General features: G+C 73.2%; 15 protein-coding genes. 7 read left to right on the top strand and 8 right to left on the bottom strand.

The window, feature by feature from the left end:
- From AC1WTP_RS27660 to AC1WTP_RS27640, 5 genes are all read left to right on the top strand, one after another.
- Complete coding sequence (locus AC1WTP_RS27660) at window positions 1-954, top strand: carbohydrate ABC transporter permease (protein WP_481652179.1); 954 nt, start codon at window positions 1-3, stop codon at window positions 952-954.
- Window positions 951-1,865 (top strand): carbohydrate ABC transporter permease, encoded by a 915-nt coding sequence (locus tag AC1WTP_RS27655; RefSeq protein ID WP_481652178.1) that lies wholly within the window; start codon window positions 951-953, stop codon window positions 1,863-1,865. Before AC1WTP_RS27660 ends, AC1WTP_RS27655 begins: the two co-directional genes overlap by 4 nt.
- Window positions 1,862-3,997 (top strand): alpha-galactosidase, encoded by a 2,136-nt coding sequence (locus AC1WTP_RS27650; protein WP_481652177.1) that lies wholly within the window; start codon window positions 1,862-1,864, stop codon window positions 3,995-3,997. Before AC1WTP_RS27655 ends, AC1WTP_RS27650 begins: the two co-directional genes overlap by 4 nt.
- A 114-nt stretch (window positions 3,998-4,111) precedes the next feature.
- Window positions 4,112-4,504, top strand: a complete 393-nt coding sequence (locus tag AC1WTP_RS27645) for a YciI family protein (protein WP_447139201.1) — start codon at window positions 4,112-4,114, stop codon at window positions 4,502-4,504.
- Between the two features lie 3 nt (window positions 4,505-4,507).
- Window positions 4,508-5,776 carry an RNA polymerase sigma factor gene (locus tag AC1WTP_RS27640; RefSeq protein WP_481652224.1) on the top strand — a complete coding sequence of 423 codons (1,269 nt, stop codon included), beginning with the start codon at window positions 4,508-4,510 and terminating at the stop codon, window positions 5,774-5,776.
- Between the two features lie 68 nt (window positions 5,777-5,844).
- Here AC1WTP_RS27640 and AC1WTP_RS27635 read toward each other — a convergent pair whose 3' ends face one another.
- Window positions 5,845-7,215: a cellulase family glycosylhydrolase gene (locus AC1WTP_RS27635; RefSeq protein ID WP_481652176.1), complete on the bottom strand. Its 1,371-nt coding sequence runs from the start codon at window positions 7,213-7,215 to the stop codon at window positions 5,845-5,847.
- Between the two features lie 253 nt (window positions 7,216-7,468).
- Between AC1WTP_RS27635 and AC1WTP_RS27630 the strand changes: the two genes are divergently transcribed.
- Window positions 7,469-8,431 carry a TIGR03557 family F420-dependent LLM class oxidoreductase gene (locus AC1WTP_RS27630; protein ID WP_481652175.1) on the top strand — a complete coding sequence of 321 codons (963 nt, stop codon included), beginning with the start codon at window positions 7,469-7,471 and terminating at the stop codon, window positions 8,429-8,431.
- Between the two features lie 89 nt (window positions 8,432-8,520).
- Entirely contained in the window at window positions 8,521-9,414 is an 894-nt protein-coding gene (locus AC1WTP_RS27625) for an alpha/beta fold hydrolase (protein ID WP_481652174.1), read from the top strand.
- A gap of 366 nt (window positions 9,415-9,780) precedes the next feature.
- Here the strand turns inward: AC1WTP_RS27625 and AC1WTP_RS27620 are convergent, their stop codons facing one another.
- The 7 genes from AC1WTP_RS27620 to AC1WTP_RS27590 all read right to left on the bottom strand — a co-directional run bounded on the left by AC1WTP_RS27620 (window position 9,781) and on the right by AC1WTP_RS27590 (window position 15,867).
- Window positions 9,781-10,575: an endonuclease/exonuclease/phosphatase family protein gene (locus tag AC1WTP_RS27620; protein WP_481652173.1), complete on the bottom strand. Its 795-nt coding sequence runs from the start codon at window positions 10,573-10,575 to the stop codon at window positions 9,781-9,783.
- A gap of 8 nt (window positions 10,576-10,583) precedes the next feature.
- Window positions 10,584-12,074, bottom strand: a complete 1,491-nt coding sequence (locus AC1WTP_RS27615; RefSeq protein WP_481652172.1) for a phosphatase PAP2 family protein — start codon at window positions 12,072-12,074, stop codon at window positions 10,584-10,586.
- A gap of 80 nt (window positions 12,075-12,154) precedes the next feature.
- Window positions 12,155-13,156 (bottom strand): YihY/virulence factor BrkB family protein, encoded by a 1,002-nt coding sequence (locus AC1WTP_RS27610; protein ID WP_481652171.1) that lies wholly within the window; start codon window positions 13,154-13,156, stop codon window positions 12,155-12,157.
- A complete protein-coding gene (locus tag AC1WTP_RS27605) occupies window positions 13,149-14,153 on the bottom strand; it encodes a diacylglycerol/lipid kinase family protein (protein ID WP_481652170.1) in 1,005 nt (334 codons plus the stop codon). Before AC1WTP_RS27605 ends, AC1WTP_RS27610 begins: the two co-directional genes overlap by 8 nt.
- Window positions 14,154-14,280: 127 nt before the next feature.
- A complete protein-coding gene (locus AC1WTP_RS27600; RefSeq protein WP_481652169.1) occupies window positions 14,281-14,862 on the bottom strand; it encodes a Clp protease N-terminal domain-containing protein in 582 nt (193 codons plus the stop codon).
- Window positions 14,862-15,098 (bottom strand): helix-turn-helix domain-containing protein, encoded by a 237-nt coding sequence (locus AC1WTP_RS27595; protein WP_481652168.1) that lies wholly within the window; start codon window positions 15,096-15,098, stop codon window positions 14,862-14,864. The genes AC1WTP_RS27600 and AC1WTP_RS27595 overlap by 1 nt, the downstream gene beginning before the upstream one ends.
- 184 nt (window positions 15,099-15,282) lie before the next feature.
- Window positions 15,283-15,867, bottom strand: coding sequence for a hypothetical protein (locus AC1WTP_RS27590; RefSeq protein WP_481652167.1), 585 nt, complete (start codon window positions 15,865-15,867; stop codon window positions 15,283-15,285).
- Window positions 15,868-16,420: the final 553 nt, after the last annotated feature.

The following is a 16,420-nucleotide window of genomic DNA, read 5'->3' as shown; positions in this document are numbered from 1 at the left end:
GTGTCCGACCTGCCCCTGATCCAAGCGGATCGCGCCGTGCCGTCGCCGGCCGCGGCCACCCCGACGGGTGGCCGCGGCCGCCGGCTACGGCTCCTGTCCCGCACCGACCGCGTGGTGATCGCGCTGATGGTGCTCGTCCCGCTGCTGCTCGTCACCGGCCTCGTCTGGCTGCCGGCCCTGACCACCGTGGTGCTCTCCACGACCAACTGGGACGGCATCGGGCCGCTGGCCGACATCGACTTCGTCGGCGGCCGCAACTACAGCGACGTGGTGAACATCTACCCGCCGTTCGTACCCGCGGTGCAGCACAACCTGCTCTGGCTCGCCGTGCTCTTCCTGGTGGCCACGCCGTTCGGCATGTTCCTGGCCGTCCTGCTCGACAAGGAACTGCGCGGCAGCCGGTTCTACCAGACGGCGCTCTACCTGCCCGTGGTGCTCTCGCTGGCGCTCATCGGCTTCGTCTGGCAGCTCATCTACTCCCGCGACCAGGGCCTGCTCAACGCCGTCCTCGGCAGCAACGTCGACTGGTACGGCGACCCGGGCGTGAACATCTGGGCCGTCATGCTCGCCTCCGGCTGGCGACACGTCGGCTACATCATGCTGCTCTACCTGGCCGGGCTGAAGAGCGTCGACCCGGCGCTGCGGGAGGCCGCGGCCGTCGACGGCGCCTCGGAGCCGAAGGCGTTCTTCCGGGTGGTGTTCCCGGTGATGCGCCCGATCAACATCATCGTGCTGGTGGTGACGGTCATCGAGTCACTGCGCGCGTTCGACCTCGTCTGGGTGGTCAACAAGGGACGCAACGGCCTCGAACTGCTCTCCGCGCTGGTCACCCAGAACGTGGTGGGCGAGGCCAGCCGGATCGGCTTCGGCTCGGCACTGGCCACCATCATGCTGGTCGTCTCGCTGGTCTTCATCACCGTCTACCTGGCCACCGTCATGCGGGAGGACCGATGACCGGCACCGCGACGCTGAACCGCCCCCCGGCCACCGACGAGGCGCCGCGGCGCCAGCGCCGGCTCACCCCGCAGCGGGTGGCGCTGCACGTCTTCCTCGCCGCGGTGGCGGTCGGCTGGCTCTTCCCGATCCTCTGGGCGGTGCTCACCTCGTTGCGCTCCTACGAGTACACCGCCACCAACGGCTACGTCTCGTTCGGTGGCTGGACCATCGACAACTACGTCACCGCCTGGCGTACCGCCGAGTTCGGCAAGCACTTCCTGAACTCCGTCTACATCACGGTCCCGGCCGTGCTGCTGACGCTGTTCCTCGCCTCCTGCGTAGCGTTCGTGATAGCCCGGTTCAGCTGGAAGCTCAACCTGGTGCTGCTCGGCCTGTTCACCGCGGCGAACCTGCTGCCCCAGCAGGCCCTGCTCATCCCGCTGTTCCGGCTCTTCACCCAGGTGCCGCTGCCGGCGTTCATGAGCGACTCGGAGTTGCTGTACGACAGCTACTGGGGGCTGATCCTCATCAACGTCGCCTTCCAGTGCGGCTTCTGCGTCTTCGTGCTGAGCAACTACATGAAGGCCCTGCCGCGCGACCTGTACGAGGCGGCGATGGTCGACGGGGCGAGCATCTGGCGGCAGTACTGGCAGGTCACCATGCCGCTGTGCCGGCCGGCCCTGGCCGCGCTGGCCACCCTCGAGGTGACCTGGATCTACAACGAGTTCTTCTGGGCCACCGTGCTGATGCGCACCGGGGACAAGTTCCCGGTGACCAGTTCGCTGAACAACCTGCGCGGCGAGTTCTTCACCGACAACAACCTGGTCTCGGCCGGCAGCGTGCTGGTCGCGGTCCCGACCCTGGTGATCTTCTTCCTACTCCAGCGGCACTTCGTCCGGGGCCTGACGTTGGGAGCGAGCAAGGGATGACTCTCCTGCACCTGCGCCGTGCGCGGACCAGCCTGGTGCTCGACGCGCGCGGCCCGGGGCTGCCCCGGGTCGTGCACTGGGGCGGCGACGTGGGCGACCTCGACGACGACGGGCTGCGCCACCTCGCCGCGGCGACCGTCGCGCCGGTGGTGCCGAGCAGCTTCGACGCGCCCACCGTGCTGTCCCTGCTGCCCGAGCCGAGCGCCGGTTGGGGCGGCCGGCCGGCGCTGGCCGGGCACCGGGACCGGGCCGCCTGGTCCACCGCGTTCCGGCTGGACGGCCTCGACGTCGCCGACAGCGGCGCGGGAGCCGCCCGGGTCACCGTCCGCGCGGTCGACGCGGACGCGGAGCTGTCGCTGGCCGTCGAGATCGAGCTGGATCCGACCGGCCTGCTGCTGCTGCGGCACCGGCTGCGCAACACCGGCGCCACCCCGTACGAGCTGCGGGAGCTGACCCCGGTGCTGCCGGTGCCACCGGTCGCCACCGAGCTGCTCGACCTGACCGGCCGGTGGTGCCGGGAACGCATCCCGCAGCGGCACCCGTGGCCGATGGGCGCCTGGGTCCGCGAGGGCCGGCACGGCCGGACCGGGCACGACGCCACGCTGCTGCTGGTCGCCGGAACGGCCGGGTTCGGCTTCGGCCACGGCGAGGTCTGGGCGGTGCACACCGCGTGGAGCGGCGACCACGTCACCTACGCCGAACGCCGGCCGGCCGGGGAGTCCACCCTCGGCGGCGGCGAACTGCTCGCCCCCGGCGAGGTGCTGCTCGCCCCCGGCGCGGAGTACGCCAGCCCGCTGCTCTACGCGGCCTGGTCGGACGCCGGCCTGGACGGGTTGAGCGACGTGCTGCACACCCACCTGCGCGCCCGGCCGCAGCACCCGCGCACCCCCCGGCCGGTGACCCTCAACGTGTGGGAGGCGGTCTACTTCGACCACGACCTGGACCGGCTGAAGGCGCTCGCCGACCACGCCGCCGAGGTCGGGGTGGAACGGTTCGTGCTCGACGACGGCTGGTTCCGCGGCCGGCGCGACGACACCGCCGGGCTCGGCGACTGGTACGTCGACGACGGCGTCTGGCCCGACGGGCTGCACCCGCTGATCGCGCACGTCACCGCCCGCGGCCTGCAGTTCGGGCTCTGGGTCGAGCCGGAGATGGTCAACCCGGACTCCGACCTGTTCCGCGCCCACCCGGACTGGGTCCTCAGCGTGCCCGGCCGGCTGCCCCCGCCGTGGCGGCACCAGCAGGTGCTCGACCTGGCCCACCCGGAGGCGTACGGGTACCTGCTCGACCGGCTCGACGCGCTGCTCACCGGGCATCCCGGGATCGGCTACCTCAAGTGGGACCACAACCGGGACCTCACCGACGCCGGCCACCACGGTCGGCCCGGGGTGCACGAGCAGACCCTGGCGGTCTACCGGCTCCTCGACGAGCTGCGCCGCCGCCACCCGGGCGTGGAGATCGAGAGCTGCGCCTCCGGCGGCGCCCGGGTCGACCTGGAGATCCTGGCCCGCACCGACCGGGTCTGGGCCAGCGACTGCAACGACGCCCTGGAGCGGCTGGCCATCCAGCGCTGGACCGGGCTGCTGCTCCCGCCCGAGCTGGTCGGCAGCCACATCGGGCCGGACCGCTCGCACACCACCAACCGGGTGCACGACCTCGGCTTCCGCGCCACCACCGCGCTCTTCGGCCACCACGGGATCGAGTGGGACATCGGCTCGATCGACCCGGCCGACCGGGCCGAGCTGGCCGCCTGGGTGGCGCTGCACAAGCGGCTCCGCCCGCTGCTGCACAGCGGGCGGGTGGTCCGGGTGGACCACCCGGACCCGGCCGTCTGGGCGCACGGCGTGGTCGCCCACGACCGCTCGCAGGCGGTGTACGCGGTTGCCCGGCTGGCCACCTCGGTGGCCCAGGTGCCCGGACCGGTCCGGCTGCCCGGGCTGGACCGGCGGCGGCGCTACACCGTCCGGGCGGCGTCGGGGGTGCCCGGGCCGGCCACCCTGGACCGGGTGCCGCCGCCGTGGCTGGCGGCCGGCGCGACGCTGACCGGGGCGGCGCTGGGCGCCGCGGGGCTGCACCTGCCGGCGCTGCACCCGGAGCAGGCGCTGCTGCTGGAGGTCACCGCGCTCGACTGAGAATCGCCGGGAAATTTCTTCGACGCGGATGTCGAGGACGGGTGCGCCTGCTTCTACCTCGGGGTGAGAGCACCGATGATGGTGCGCAGGCGTGAGGAGCGAGACGTGAAGTACATGTTGCTGATGCAGTTCAGCGCCGCGGGCACGGACTTCCCGACGATCGACACCTGGACCCCGGAGGAGATCCGGGCGCACATCGCGTTCATGGGGGAGGTCAACGCCAAGCTGACCGCCGACGGCGAATGGGTCGACGGCCAGGGCCTGGCCGGCCCGGCACAGGCCCGGATCGTCCGGGCCGGCGAGGGCGGGGCGCCGGTGGTCACCGAGGGCCCGTTCGCCGAGACGAAGGAGTTCCTCGCCGGCTACTGGATCGTGGACTGCGAGACCCCGGAGCGGGCCGTGCAGCTCGCCGCGCACATCTCCACCGCGCCCGGCCCGGGCGGCCGCCCGCTGAACATGCCGATCGAGGTGCACCCGGTGATGTCGGCACCGCCACAGGAGATCTGACGGCTGGACGCCCCGGACGGACCCGTCGAGGACCTGCTGCGCGAGCTGGCGCCGCAGGTCCTCGGCGTGCTCGCGCGCCGGTTCGGCGACTTCGCCACCGCCGAGGACGCGGTGCAGGAGGCGCTGCTGGCGGCGGCGACGCAGTGGCCCGTCGACGGGCTGCCGGACAACCCGCGCGGCTGGCTGGTCCAGGTCGCGTACCGCCGGATGATCGAACTGGTCCGCGGCGAGGCGGCCCGGCGGCGCCGGGAGGACCTCGCCGCCCGGCGCGAACCGGACGAGCGGCAGCTGGCGCCGGCGGCGGACGAGCAGCTGACGGCCGACCGCGACGACACCCTCGTGCTGCTCTTCCTCTGCTGCCACCCGGCCCTCTCGGCGGCCTCGCAGATCGCGCTGACCCTGCGCGCGGTGGGCGGGCTCAGCACCGCCGAGATCGCCCGCGCCTTCCTCGTGCCCGAGGCGACCATGGCCCAGCGGATCAGCCGGGCCAAGCAGCGGATCCGCAGCTCCGGCCTGCCGTTCCGGATGCCCGACGAGCGGGACCGGGAGCGCCGGCTGGCCGCCGTGCTGCACGTGCTCTACCTGATCTTCACCGAGGGGCACACCGCCAGCCTCGGCGCCGAGCTGCGCCGGGTGGACCTGGCCGAGGAGGCCATCCGGTTGACCCGGGCGATGCACGCGCTGCTGCCCGACGACAGCGAGGTCACCGGCCTGCTGGCGCTGATGCTGCTCACCGACGCCCGCAGCCCGGCCCGGACCGGGCCCGCCGGTGAGCTGATCTCCCTGGCCGAGCAGGACCGGCGCCGCTGGAACGCCGCGGCGATCGCCGAGGGCGTCGAGCTGATCACCCGGGCGCTGCCCCGCGGACCGGTCGGGCCCTACCAGCTCCAGGCGGCCATCGCGGCGCTGCACGACGAGGCGCCCACCGCCGAGCAGACCGACTGGCCGCAGATCCTCGCCCTCTACCAGGTGCTGGAGCGGCACTCCGCCAGCCCGGTGGTCGCGCTGAACCGGGCCGTGGCCACCGCCATGGTGCACGGCCCGGCCGCCGGGCTGGACGCCCTCGCCGCCCTGGACGACGATCCGCGGCTGGCCGGGCACCACCGGCTGCACGCGGCCCGCGCCCACCTGTACGAGATGGCCGGCGACCGGGACCGCGCGGTGGCCCACTACCGGGCCGCCGCCGGGCTGACCACCAGCCTGCCCGAGCAGCACTACCTCACCATGCGGGCCGCCCGGATCGCCACGGCCGGCGGCGTCACCCCGACCTGATCCGCTCCCGCTGGTACGACGTCCCCGACGCCGGGCGCGGAGCGGGCCCGGCGTCGGGGTGTGGCCGGTCAGCTCGCGGTGCAGCTCACCGCCGGCACCGCGTTGGTGCCGTTCCAGCTGGCGATGAAGCCGAAGCTGGTGCTCGCGCCGGCGCCGAGCCGGCCGTTCCAGTCGACGTTGCGCGCGGTGACCGCCGACCCGCTGCTGGTCAGCCTGGTGTTCCAGGACTGGCTGACCGCCTGGCCGTTGCCGAACGTCCAGTTCGTCGTCCAGGCGGTGATCGCGGCCGTCCCGGCGGTCACCTTCACCTCACCCTGGAAGCCGCCCGGCCACTGGTTGACCACCGTGTAGCTGGCCGTGCACCCGCCCGGCGGCGGGGTGGTGGGCGGCGGCGTGGTGGGCGGTGGCGTGGTGGGCGGTGGCGTGGTCGGGGGCGGCGTGGTCGGCGGGGCGGTGCCGAAGACGGTGGCCTCCCGGGCGGTCTGCCGGATGCCGTTGGCGCCGTTGAAGATCCGCTGGCCCCAGCTGGTCAGGCTGGCCGGGTTGAAGTTGGAGGCCATGTCGAGGTACTCGACACCGCCGCCGTTGCCGCTCCACGACCAGCCGAGCCAGCCGATCCCGTTGGCCTGGGCGTAGGAGAAGATGGCCTCCTCGTCCGGGTCGCCGTCGGAGTGGTTGTGCCCGAACTCGCCGACCACGATGGGCAGTCCGGCGGTGCGGAACCGGCCGAGGTAGTCGCTGATCTCGGCGGCCGTGTCGAAGACGCCGTACATGTGCACCGAGAAGACGGTGTTGCGGTCCGGGTCGGCGGCGAACACCGACGCGGCGTTGTCGCGCATGGTGAACGACCAGTCCTGACCCCAGTTCGGGGCGTCCACCATGATCGTGTGGTCGAAGCCGGCGGCGCGCAGCCGCCTGATGGCGTTGCTCGTGTCGGTGGTCCAGGCGGCGTAGCCCTGGTTGCCGTACGGCTCGTTGCCGATGTTGACGATGACGTACTCCTCCTCGCCGGTGAGCACGTCGGCGATGCCGAGCCAGTAGTCGACCGCCCGGTCCAGGCTCGCCGCACCGCTCTGCTCGCCGTAGCCGGTGGTGTCGTGCACCTCCAGCACGCAGATCAGCCGGTTGGCCTTGCACAGCGAGATGACGTTGGCGACGTCGGCGTTGGTGTTGCGGGTCCACCGGTCGCCGCTGGCCAGCACCACCCGGGCGGTGTTCGCGCCGAGCGCCTTGATGTTGGCGAACGAACTGGTCTGCTGCGGGTACCAGGTGTGCGGGTGGTTGACGCCGCGCATGACGAACTCGGCGCCGTTGGCGTCGTAGAGCTTGCCGTTGGCGACGGTGAAGCCGGCCGCGGCCTGGGCCGGCTGCCCGAACGCCAGCACGGCGGCCAGGAGGGCGAGCAGGGCCGCGCCGGCGGCGATGAGTCGTGTCTTCATGGCCTTCCTCAAAGGGGAGGACCCCCACCTGCCCGGGTGGGGAGGGGACTGACAGGGGAAGGCGGCTGCAGCCCGACAGCCGCCGCCCGGATCCCGGCGGCGCAGGGATCAGCGTAGGCCGATGGCTTCGGGAACGCAATGAACCGGTTAAGGTGCGCTCCGCCGGCTGCAGTCGGAGAACCGGACGGGAGGGTTGGCCGACGCCCGGCGGGGTATCCGGGGATGATCCGCCCGGGTCGGAAGGAGAGGCGTCATGGTCAGCGTCGGATACACCCTGATGTGCGAGCAGGCCGGTCCCAAGCAACTGGTCGACCACGCGGTACGGGCCGAGGCGGCCGGCTTCGACCAGCTCGTCATCTCCGACCACTACTACCCCTGGCTGGACTCCCAGGGGCACTCCCCGTACGCCTGGTCGGTGCTCGGCGCGGTCGCGCACGCCACCACCCGGGCGGAGCTGATGTCCTTCGTCACCTGCCCGATCCGCCGCTACCACCCGGCCGTGGTGGCGCAGAAGGCCAGCACCGTCGGGGTGCTCTCGGACGGCCGGTTCACCCTCGGCCTCGGCGCCGGGGAGAACCTCAACGAGCACGTGGTGGGCGGCTGGCCGCACGTGCAGCAGCGGCACGAGATGTTCGAGGAGGCGTTGCAGATCATCCGGCCGCTGCTCAACGGGGAGACGCTGACCTTCTCCGGCAACCACTACGACGTGCCGGACGCGTACCTGTGGGACCGGCCGGAGACGCCGGTGCCGATGGCGGTCGCCGCCTCCGGCCGGCAGTCCGCCACCCTCGCCGCCGAGTACGGCAACGGCGTCATCGCCACCGAACCGGACCCGCACATCGTCGAGATGTACGAGGAGGCCGGCGGCGCCGGCCAGCCCCGGTACGGGCAGGTGGCCATCTGCTACGGCCCCGACGAGGCCGAGTGCCGCAAGATCGTGCACGACCAGTTCCGCTGGTTCGGGCTGGGCTGGAAGGTCAACGCCGAACTACCCGGACCGGAGGGGTTCGCCGCGGCCACCCAGTTCGTCCGCGAGGAGGACGTCGCGGCGGGCATCTCCTGCGGACCGGACGTGGACCGGCACGTCGAGGCTTTCAAGAAGTTCGTCGACGCCGGCTTCACCCACGTGGCGATCGTGCAGGTGGGCGCCGACAGCCAGCCGATGTTCCTGGACTGGGCGCAGGAGCAGCTGCTGCCGCGGCTGCGCGAGCTGTGAGACCGGCCCGACGCCCCGCGGCGACCCCGGCCGGGAGCGCGACGGGCTCGCGTCGCGGACGCGGGCAGCCCGGCCCGGCGCAGCGGGCGGTGGGCTCACCCCGACGGCCCACGACCACCCTCCACCCGGCGACCGAGCTGTTGCGGCGACCGGCGAGCGCGCCGGCGGGGCGGTTCGGGCCGGCGGACCTGCGCCTGGCGTTCGCCGCGCCGCGCCCGGCGGCCGGGCTGACCAGCGAGTGGCGGCTGGTCGACGGGCTGCGCACGCACACCCGCCGCGGCGGCGACCCGGGCACCGGCGCCGCACCGGTGGTGCTGGTGCACGGGCTGGCCGTGTCGCACCGCTACCTCACCCCGCTGGCGCTGGCCCTGGCCGCCACCTATCCGGTGTACGTGCCGGACCTGCCCGGCTTCGGCCTCTCCGCCCGCCCCGGCACCGCGTACGACGTGCCCCGGCACGCGGCGCACCTGGCGGCCTGGCTGGCCACGTACCGGCTGCCGCCGGTCTGCCTGGTCGGGCACTCGTTCGGCGCGGAGGTCGCCGCCGCGCTCGCCGCCCGGCACCCCGACGCGGTCCGCGCGGTGGTGCTCGCCGGGCCGACCACCGACCCGACCGCCCGCTCCCGGCGGGCCCAGTTCGGTCGCTGGCTGGTCGACACCTTCCGGGAGGCTCCGCTGCAGGCGCCGATCCTGCTCCGCGACGTCTGGGACGCCCGCCCCTGGCGGGTCTCCGCCACGCTGACGCACTCGGTGCGCAACGCGGTCGAGGCGGACCTGGTGAGGATCGCCGCGCCGACCCTGGTGGTCACCGGCGCCCGGGACCCGGTCGTGCCGGCCGCCTGGCGCACCCAGCTGGCCCGGCTCGTCCCGGACGCCCGGGAAGTGGTGGTGCCCGGCGCCGCGCACAACGTCGCCACCACCGCGCCAGTGCAGGTCGCCACCGCCATCCGCCACTTCCTCACCCCCTCGACGACGGAAAGGTGACCGATGCGCTTCGGAAACGTGGAGATCCGCCCGGCCGGCGGCGGCGTCGGCTGCCTGCTGATGATCCTCTTCTCGCTGGTCGCCTCGATCGTGCTGACCGTCCTGCTCAACCTGCTCCTCTGACCCTCTGTGACGCGGGGCGCGGGGCGCGAGGCGCGGGGCGATCTTGGTAGAAAATGGCCCCTGTAGGGGCCGTTTCTTACCAAGATCCGATCCGCTCTGCGCGTGCGCCGGATATCGACGTACTCCTGCTGCTGCGTCGCCTGCACCGGCCACTCCCCGTTGCCGTCCGCACGACTCCACCCGTACCGATGAGCGCCGGAGCGGAAAGGGTTGCACGGTGTCGCGGCCGGATCTCCCGACCGGTCAGGCCGGGGTCAGGTCCACCTCGGCGACGACCGGGTAGTGGTCGGAGGCGTACTCCGTCTCACCGCCCCGGAGCACCCGGCAGTCCCGCACCCGGGCGGCCAGGTCGGGCGTGCCGAGCAGGTAGTCCAGCCGCATCCCGGAGAACTCGGCCCCGCCGTGCCGGGTGGGCACGGTCAACCCCTCGTCCGGCGGCTCGGCCGGGCACAGGTCGACCAGGCCGGCTTCCAGCAGCCGGGCCACCGCCCGGGTGTCCACCGTCCGCCCGTCCCGGCGCAGGTGCCGGCGGCGGTACGCCGGGGAGAGCCGGGCGATCCGGTCGGTGTGGTCGGCGCCCGGGTCGAGGGTGTTGAGGTCGCCGGCCAGCAACGCCAGCTTCCCCGGCGCCCGGCGCAGCGCGGTCGCCGCCCAGCCGGCCTCGACCAGGCGCCGGGTGCCCGAGTACGGATGCAGGTGGGTGCTCAGCACGGTGAGCGGGCCCGCGCCGGTGGCCAGCACCACCCGCTGGGCGGCGTGGTGGAACGGCCGGCGCAGCGGGGCGGCGCCGACGACGCGCCACGGCGGGCGGACCAGCACCGCGACCGGCTGGCCGAAGCAGGAGCGGGCCAGGTGGCCGCGCATCCCGAGCCGCGCGGCGAACCCGGCCAACGCCCCGGCGTCGAAACCGCGCAGCTCCTGCAGGGCGAGCACGTCCGGCCGCTGCGCGGTGACGACCCGGACCAGCCGGTCCCGCCGGTCGGGACCGCCCCGGTCCCGACCGCCGGTACGGATGTTCCAGGTCATCACCCGCAGCATCGGCGCGGTCAGTCCACCCGGGCGGCCTTGGCCAGCTCGTCGTCGAGGGTGCGGACGTCCCCGGACTCGATGCTCGGCCGGTTGCCCTCGCGCAGGTCCTCGTTGGGGCGCACGACCCAGTAGAGCAGCCCGATCCACGCGGTGGTGAGCAGGATCGCGCCCATGAAGTCGGTCGGGTGGTGCATGCCGCGGTACATCCGGGACACCGCCACACCGAGCGGCATGATCACCGCCAGCGCCACGAACACCCACCGCCACCAGCGGTCGGTACGCGGAAAGACGATCAGCGTGATCGCGATCCAGACGCAGAGCGTGGCCGCGATGTGCCCGGACGGGAAGGACGAGGTGGGCATCGGCCCGTCCAGGTTGCCCACCGGCGGGCGCGGCCGGTCCACCGCGGCGGCCGAGGCGAGGAAGAGGCTCAGCTCGCCGAACATGGTCAGCGCCACGAAGAGCACCGGCCGCCAGCGCCGCCACACGGCCAGCACCAGCGGGCAGAAGACCAGCGAGACGAGCAGGATGGCGTGGGTGTCGCCGGCCTTGCTCCACCACCAGCTGACCTCGTCGCGGGCCGGGGTGCGGTGCTCGGCGAACCACCTCGGCACGTCGGTGTCGAGGGTGGCGAAGAAGGTCCCGCCGGCGTGGTAGCTGACGTACAGGCCGAAGACGTAGAGCGCGCCGAGCACCAGCACCCAGCCGACGATCAGTTCGAACACGGCGGCCCGGGGGTGCGGCAGCAGGTGCGCCTCGTCGGGGGCGGGCGCCACGTCGTGCGCGGCCTCGGGCTCCAGCCCGTCGGTCAGCGGCGGCACCGGCCGGCCGCGCTCCAGCCGCCACAGCCGGAAGGCGTATGCGGTGACGCCGAGCCAGGCGGCGCCGAGCAGCCAGGCGCCGAGCACGTCGGAGGCGAAGTGCACGCCGAGCGCGATCCGGGTCAGGCCGATGAGGATGACGACGGCGGCGACCAGGGCGATCGCGGGCTTGCGCCAACGGCGCGACATGGCCGGCAGGAAGACCAGCAGCAGCGCCCCGTACGCGACCATCGAGCCGAGCGCGTGCCCGCTGGGGAAGCTGTCCCCGGCGTAGCTGCCGATCGGCACCTCCACCTCCGGACGCAGCCGGTCGACCAGCGTCTTCAGCGCCGGGTCGAGGATCAGCGCGCCGAGGCCGGTCACGATCAGGAAGACCGCGAGCCGGCCCTGCCGGCGGATCAGCAGGCCGATCACGGCGACCGACACCAGCCAGATGATCACCGCCCGGCCGCCGAGGTCGGTGAGCGCGTTGAGCACGGTCACCAGCGGCCCGTGCGGGGCGACCAGATCGTTGAGCCAGGCGGCCACGCCGTGGTCGACGTCGTAGAGCGGCGTCCACCGCACCCGGACCAGGACGAGCAGGATCCCGAATCCCACCCCGGCGCCGAGCACCAGCGCCAGGCCGGCGAGGGTGCGTTCGGTGAAGTGACCCAGGGGTCGTCGCAACGCCTCTCTGACCGTGGTCACGGCAGCCTCCCTCTCGCCTCCGGCGTGCCGCTTGGTACCCGATCGGGAGTTCGCGTACACCGGGGCGGTCCGGGACGGGGCTACAGCGAGGTCATCTCGCCGGTGTCGAAGGCCTCGTCCCGCTCCGCCTCGGGCTCCCAGAGGTCGGGTTGGGCCGGCTCCTGCACCCCGATCCGCACCGCCTCCAGCTGGGCGGCGAAGGCCAGCCCGCCGAAGAGCGCCATCCCGGTGAGGGTGGCCCAGAGCAGCAACGCCATCATCCCGGTGAGCGCGCCGTAGGTCTGCCCGAACTCGTCGCTGTACGCCACGTACCCGGCGAGCAGCAGGCTGGCCAGCCACCACAGCACGGTGGCGATGGCGGCTCCGAAGGTCAGCCAGGACAGTCCCGGCTGCTTGCGCCGGGGGGCGTGCCGGAACAGCACGGCCACGGCCAGCACCGTCAGCCCGAGGCTGAGCGGCCAGCGGACCACGTCCCAGACGCCGTGGACGGACCCGCCCCAGGTGTAGTGCCGCTCCACGGAGTCGCCCATCGGGCCGCCACCGACGAGGATCAGGAAGCCGGCCAGCGCCGGCACGCCCGCGCTCAACGCGAGGATCGCCGCACGCAGGTACTTCCAGAGCGCCGGGCGGTCCCGCTCCACGCCGTAGATCCGGTTGGCGCCGCGCTCGATCTGGGCCATCGTGGTGGTCAGCGCCACCAGCCCGGTCAGCAGGCCGAGGGTGAGCGCCAGCTCGCCGGCGCGTTCGGTGCTCTCCCGCTCCCCCAGCAGCTCGGCCACCATCGGGTCGCTGGCGCCGGGGGTGAGCGCCAGCACGGTGTCCGCGACGACCTGCCCGCCCTCCTCCACGCCGAGCTCGCTGATCAGACCGGTCAGCGCGATCATGAACGGCACCACGGCGAGGCAGAGTTGCAGCGCGAAGGCGCGCGAGTGGCTGAACCCGTCGCCGTAGCGGAACCGGATGAAGGCGTCCCGCAGCAGGTGCCAGCCGCCCTCCCGGCGCAGCGTGTGCCAGGCGTCGTCGGCGGATAGTTCCTCGTCGGCCATCAGCCGGGTCTCCGGAACGATCCGGGTGCTACTCACGGCGGGCCTCCTCGATCAGCTGCTCGCCCCGCTCGGCCGCGGCGTCCACGTCCACGGTCAGGTCGCGCGCCCGCTCCGGCTGCGGTACGCACAGCCAGAGCGCCCGCCGGCGGATCTCCGCCTTGAGCGTGCGGCCGGGCGTGATCAGGTCGCCGTCGAGTTCCCGGGGCTGGGCCCGGTTGCTGGTGATCTCCACCCGCCGGCAGCGGAAGACCTCCATCCGCGGGACGCGGTCCTGCCGGCGCAGCACGGCCCAGCCGAGCGCGAGCCAGTGCCGCAGGGTGTTCGGGGTGAGCACGGCGACGTCGAGGTAGCCGTCGTCCGGCTCGGCCTCGGTCAGCAGGGTCAGCCCACCCTGGAGCCGGCCGACGTTGGCGACCAGCACCGAACGGGCCCGCCGTCGCAGCGGCGGCTGGTCGTCGAGGCTGATGGAGACCCGCATCGGCCGGTCCCGCAGGTGCCGGACGGCCCCCACCACGTACGCCGGCCAGCCGATCCGGGCCTTGGTCGTCTCGCTGGTCGCGGCCAGCATCTGGGCGTCGAAGCCCATGCCCGCCATCACCGTGAAGTAGTGGTCCTCGACCGCGCCGACATCGAGCAGCCGCCGCCCACGCTCGACCGCGACCTCGATGCCGGCGGCCAGGTCGGTGGAGAGGCCGAGGTTGGCCGCGAGCAGGTTGCCGGTGCCCTGGGGCAGCACCGCCAGGGCCACGTCGGTGCCGACCAGCCCGCGGACGCAGGACATCACGGTGCCGTCGCCGCCGCAGGCGAAGACCACCTCGACGCCCGCCTCGACCGCCCGCTCGGTCTGGCCCCGGCCCGGGTCCTCGACGGTGGTCTCGTACCAGAGCGGCTCCGGCCAGCCGGCGGCGGCGAGCGCGTCGGTGACGGTCCCGCGCAGCTCGTCGAGGTCGGCCACCTTGACCGGGTTGACCACCACGGCGGAGCGCAGCCCGCCGGCGTCCGCCGCCGGTCGGCTGTCCTGTCCAGCATCCACGGCGCCAGTGTGCAGCACCCGGGGGCGTTCAGCGAGCCCACACGGACCCGCCGTTGGCAGTGCCACAGACAGGTTTGGGGACGCGGCGGGACGGCCCGCGCGGGCCGCACCCCGGCCGCCCGGCGGGTCAGGCCGCGGTACGCAGCGCGACCTCCACCCGGCGGCGCAGGTCGTCGAGGTCGAGCCCGGCCTCGGTCAGCACCAGCGCGGCCAGCCCCTGCCCCTCGCGGAGCAGCCCGAGCAGGATGTGCTCGGTGCCGATGTGGTTGTGCCGCAGTCGGATCGCCTCGCGCAGCGACAGCTCCAGCGCCTTCTTCGACCGGGGTGAGAACGGGCCGCCCGCGTACCGTCGGCGGCGTCCCCACCGGCGGCGCGGCGCCGGCACCGCCTCGCGGAGCGCGTCCGGGCCGAACGACGCCTCGATCCGGGCCACGATGGCCGCCAGGTCGATGCCGATCTCCCGCAGCGCGGCGGCGTCGGCGTCGGCGAGGCCGGTGGCTCCGTGCGCGGTGTGCCGGTGGATCCGCTCCCGCAGGTCGTCGCCGCGGACGCCGGCGTCGGCGAGCACCCGCGCGGCGAGGCTGTCGCCGTCGGCGAGCAGCGCGAGCAGCAGGTGCTCGGTGCCGACCGGCCGCTGGCCCTCGGTCCGGGCCTCCTCGCGGGCCTGCCGCACCACGGTGCGGGCACGGTCGGTGAACCGCTCGAACATCACGCCTCCCAGGATCGTCCGACCGCCGGTCGACCGGCGTGCTTCTTGTGGACCGCCTGCCGACTGACCTCGAGCGCGTCGGCGATCTCCTGCCAGGACCAGCCCTGTCGACGGGCGTTGTCCACCTGGACCACCTCGAGCCGCTCGAGCAGCCGGCGCAGCGCGTGGACGGCACGCAGGCCGACCCGGGGGTCGGTGCTGCCGGCGGCCGCCGCGAGTTCCGTCGCCTGACTCATGTCGTCAACTTACGTTGACAGCACGGATCTGTCAACCCTCGTTGACACCGGCGACGGCCTGCTGGAACTGCTCACCGTGTTGCGGCCGCCCCGACCGCCCACCCCGGCCGTGGTCGGTGGCGGATACGCCGCTGGCCGGCACCCGTGACGGGTGCCGGCCAGCGGTCAGGTGCGTGTGCGGTTGTCAGCTGTTCCAGTACTTGGCCACCAGATCGGCGGCCTGCTTCTCCCACTGGGCGTAGGCGTCCGGGTAGGCCGACACCTGCACCGTCTGGGCGGCCTCGGTCAGCGACATGTCCTGCCACCCGTCGACCTGCTTGAGACCCTTCAGGAACGCCTTGGTCGAGTACTCCGGGTCGGTGATCTGCTTCGGGGTACCCCAACCGCTCGACGGCCGCTGCTGGAACAGGCCCAGCGAGTCGTGGTCGTTGCGCTCACCCAGGTGACCCAGGTTCTCCAGCTTCGACTCCTGCAGCGCGGTGGCGATGGCCACCACGGCGGCCCGCTCGCGCATGTCGGACTTCTTCGTCGCCGCGATGATCGCCTTCACGTTGCGGACCTGCTCGTCGGAGAGGTCGATCCGCGACTGCTTGCCCTGCACACCGTGCGGGATCAGCTTCGCCTTGTCGGGCTTGTCGGCCTGCACCACGGCGACCGGCGTGACCTGCTCGACCGGAGCAGCCTGCGCGGTAGCCGGACCGGCGAACACACCACCGGCGAAGGCCAGACCAGCGATACCGAGAACGCTCTTACGCATGATCGTGTTCATCAGAAAGCTCCTCGGGGGTCGGCACCACCAGCCCGGAGGGGGAGGGCATGGCGGCGCAAGCACCGTCCGGCGCTCAATGACTCGGGGGGAAAGGTCCGGCACACGCCCGCGGGCAGGAGGCGCCCGTCGTGGTCGCGATATCCGCGGGGCGGGGATGCCCTTGCGGCGCCGGGACCGTGTGTAACGACCGGCTGGCCACCGTCATTCCGCGGCTCGGCCCCGCACCCGATCAGGCGGCGCGGGCTCTTGCTCGATCGTCCGCATGATGTAACGCCCCCGGCCCGGCCCCGATTCCGCCAGCCGGATGCCCCGCGTCACACCCACAAACCCGACATCCACCCCAGTACCGGACATACGGCGCCAGCAAACCGCACCGGTTCGGGTGTCTGCCCGATTCTGAGCAGGTCTGGCCAGACGGCATCGGCCTTCCGCCACGTAGGCCCCACGAACACGCGTGATACCTCAGAGTCATAAAAATGGGTCTTGTGACGGATGTGTGGGTTGGTGGTCATCGGTGGGGTAGCTGGGGTCGGTGGCCGCCGAGGCTGAGCAT

This window comes from Micromonospora sp. R311, assembly GCF_056780015.1.
The sequence above is the reverse complement of the archived record's forward strand: the minus strand, read 5'-3'. Positions and strand labels throughout refer to the sequence as shown.

Coding starts and splice junctions, on each gene's coding strand:
- AC1WTP_RS27655 (WP_481652178.1), top strand. CDS start 951: ATGACCGGCACCGCGACGCTGAACCGCCCCCCGGCCACCGACGAGGCG.
- AC1WTP_RS27650 (WP_481652177.1), top strand. CDS start 1,862: ATGACTCTCCTGCACCTGCGCCGTGCGCGGACCAGCCTGGTGCTCGAC.
- AC1WTP_RS27645 (WP_447139201.1), top strand. CDS start 4,112: ATGTTGCTGATGCAGTTCAGCGCCGCGGGCACGGACTTCCCGACGATC.
- AC1WTP_RS27635 (WP_481652176.1), bottom strand. CDS start 7,215: ATGAAGACACGACTCATCGCCGCCGGCGCGGCCCTGCTCGCCCTCCTG.
- AC1WTP_RS27630 (WP_481652175.1), top strand. CDS start 7,469: ATGGTCAGCGTCGGATACACCCTGATGTGCGAGCAGGCCGGTCCCAAG.
- AC1WTP_RS27620 (WP_481652173.1), bottom strand. CDS start 10,575: ATGCTGCGGGTGATGACCTGGAACATCCGTACCGGCGGTCGGGACCGG.
- AC1WTP_RS27600 (WP_481652169.1), bottom strand. CDS start 14,862: ATGTTCGAGCGGTTCACCGACCGTGCCCGCACCGTGGTGCGGCAGGCC.
- AC1WTP_RS27595 (WP_481652168.1), bottom strand. CDS start 15,098: ATGAGTCAGGCGACGGAACTCGCGGCGGCCGCCGGCAGCACCGACCCC.
- AC1WTP_RS27590 (WP_481652167.1), bottom strand. CDS start 15,867: ATGAACACGATCATGCGTAAGAGCGTTCTCGGTATCGCTGGTCTGGCC.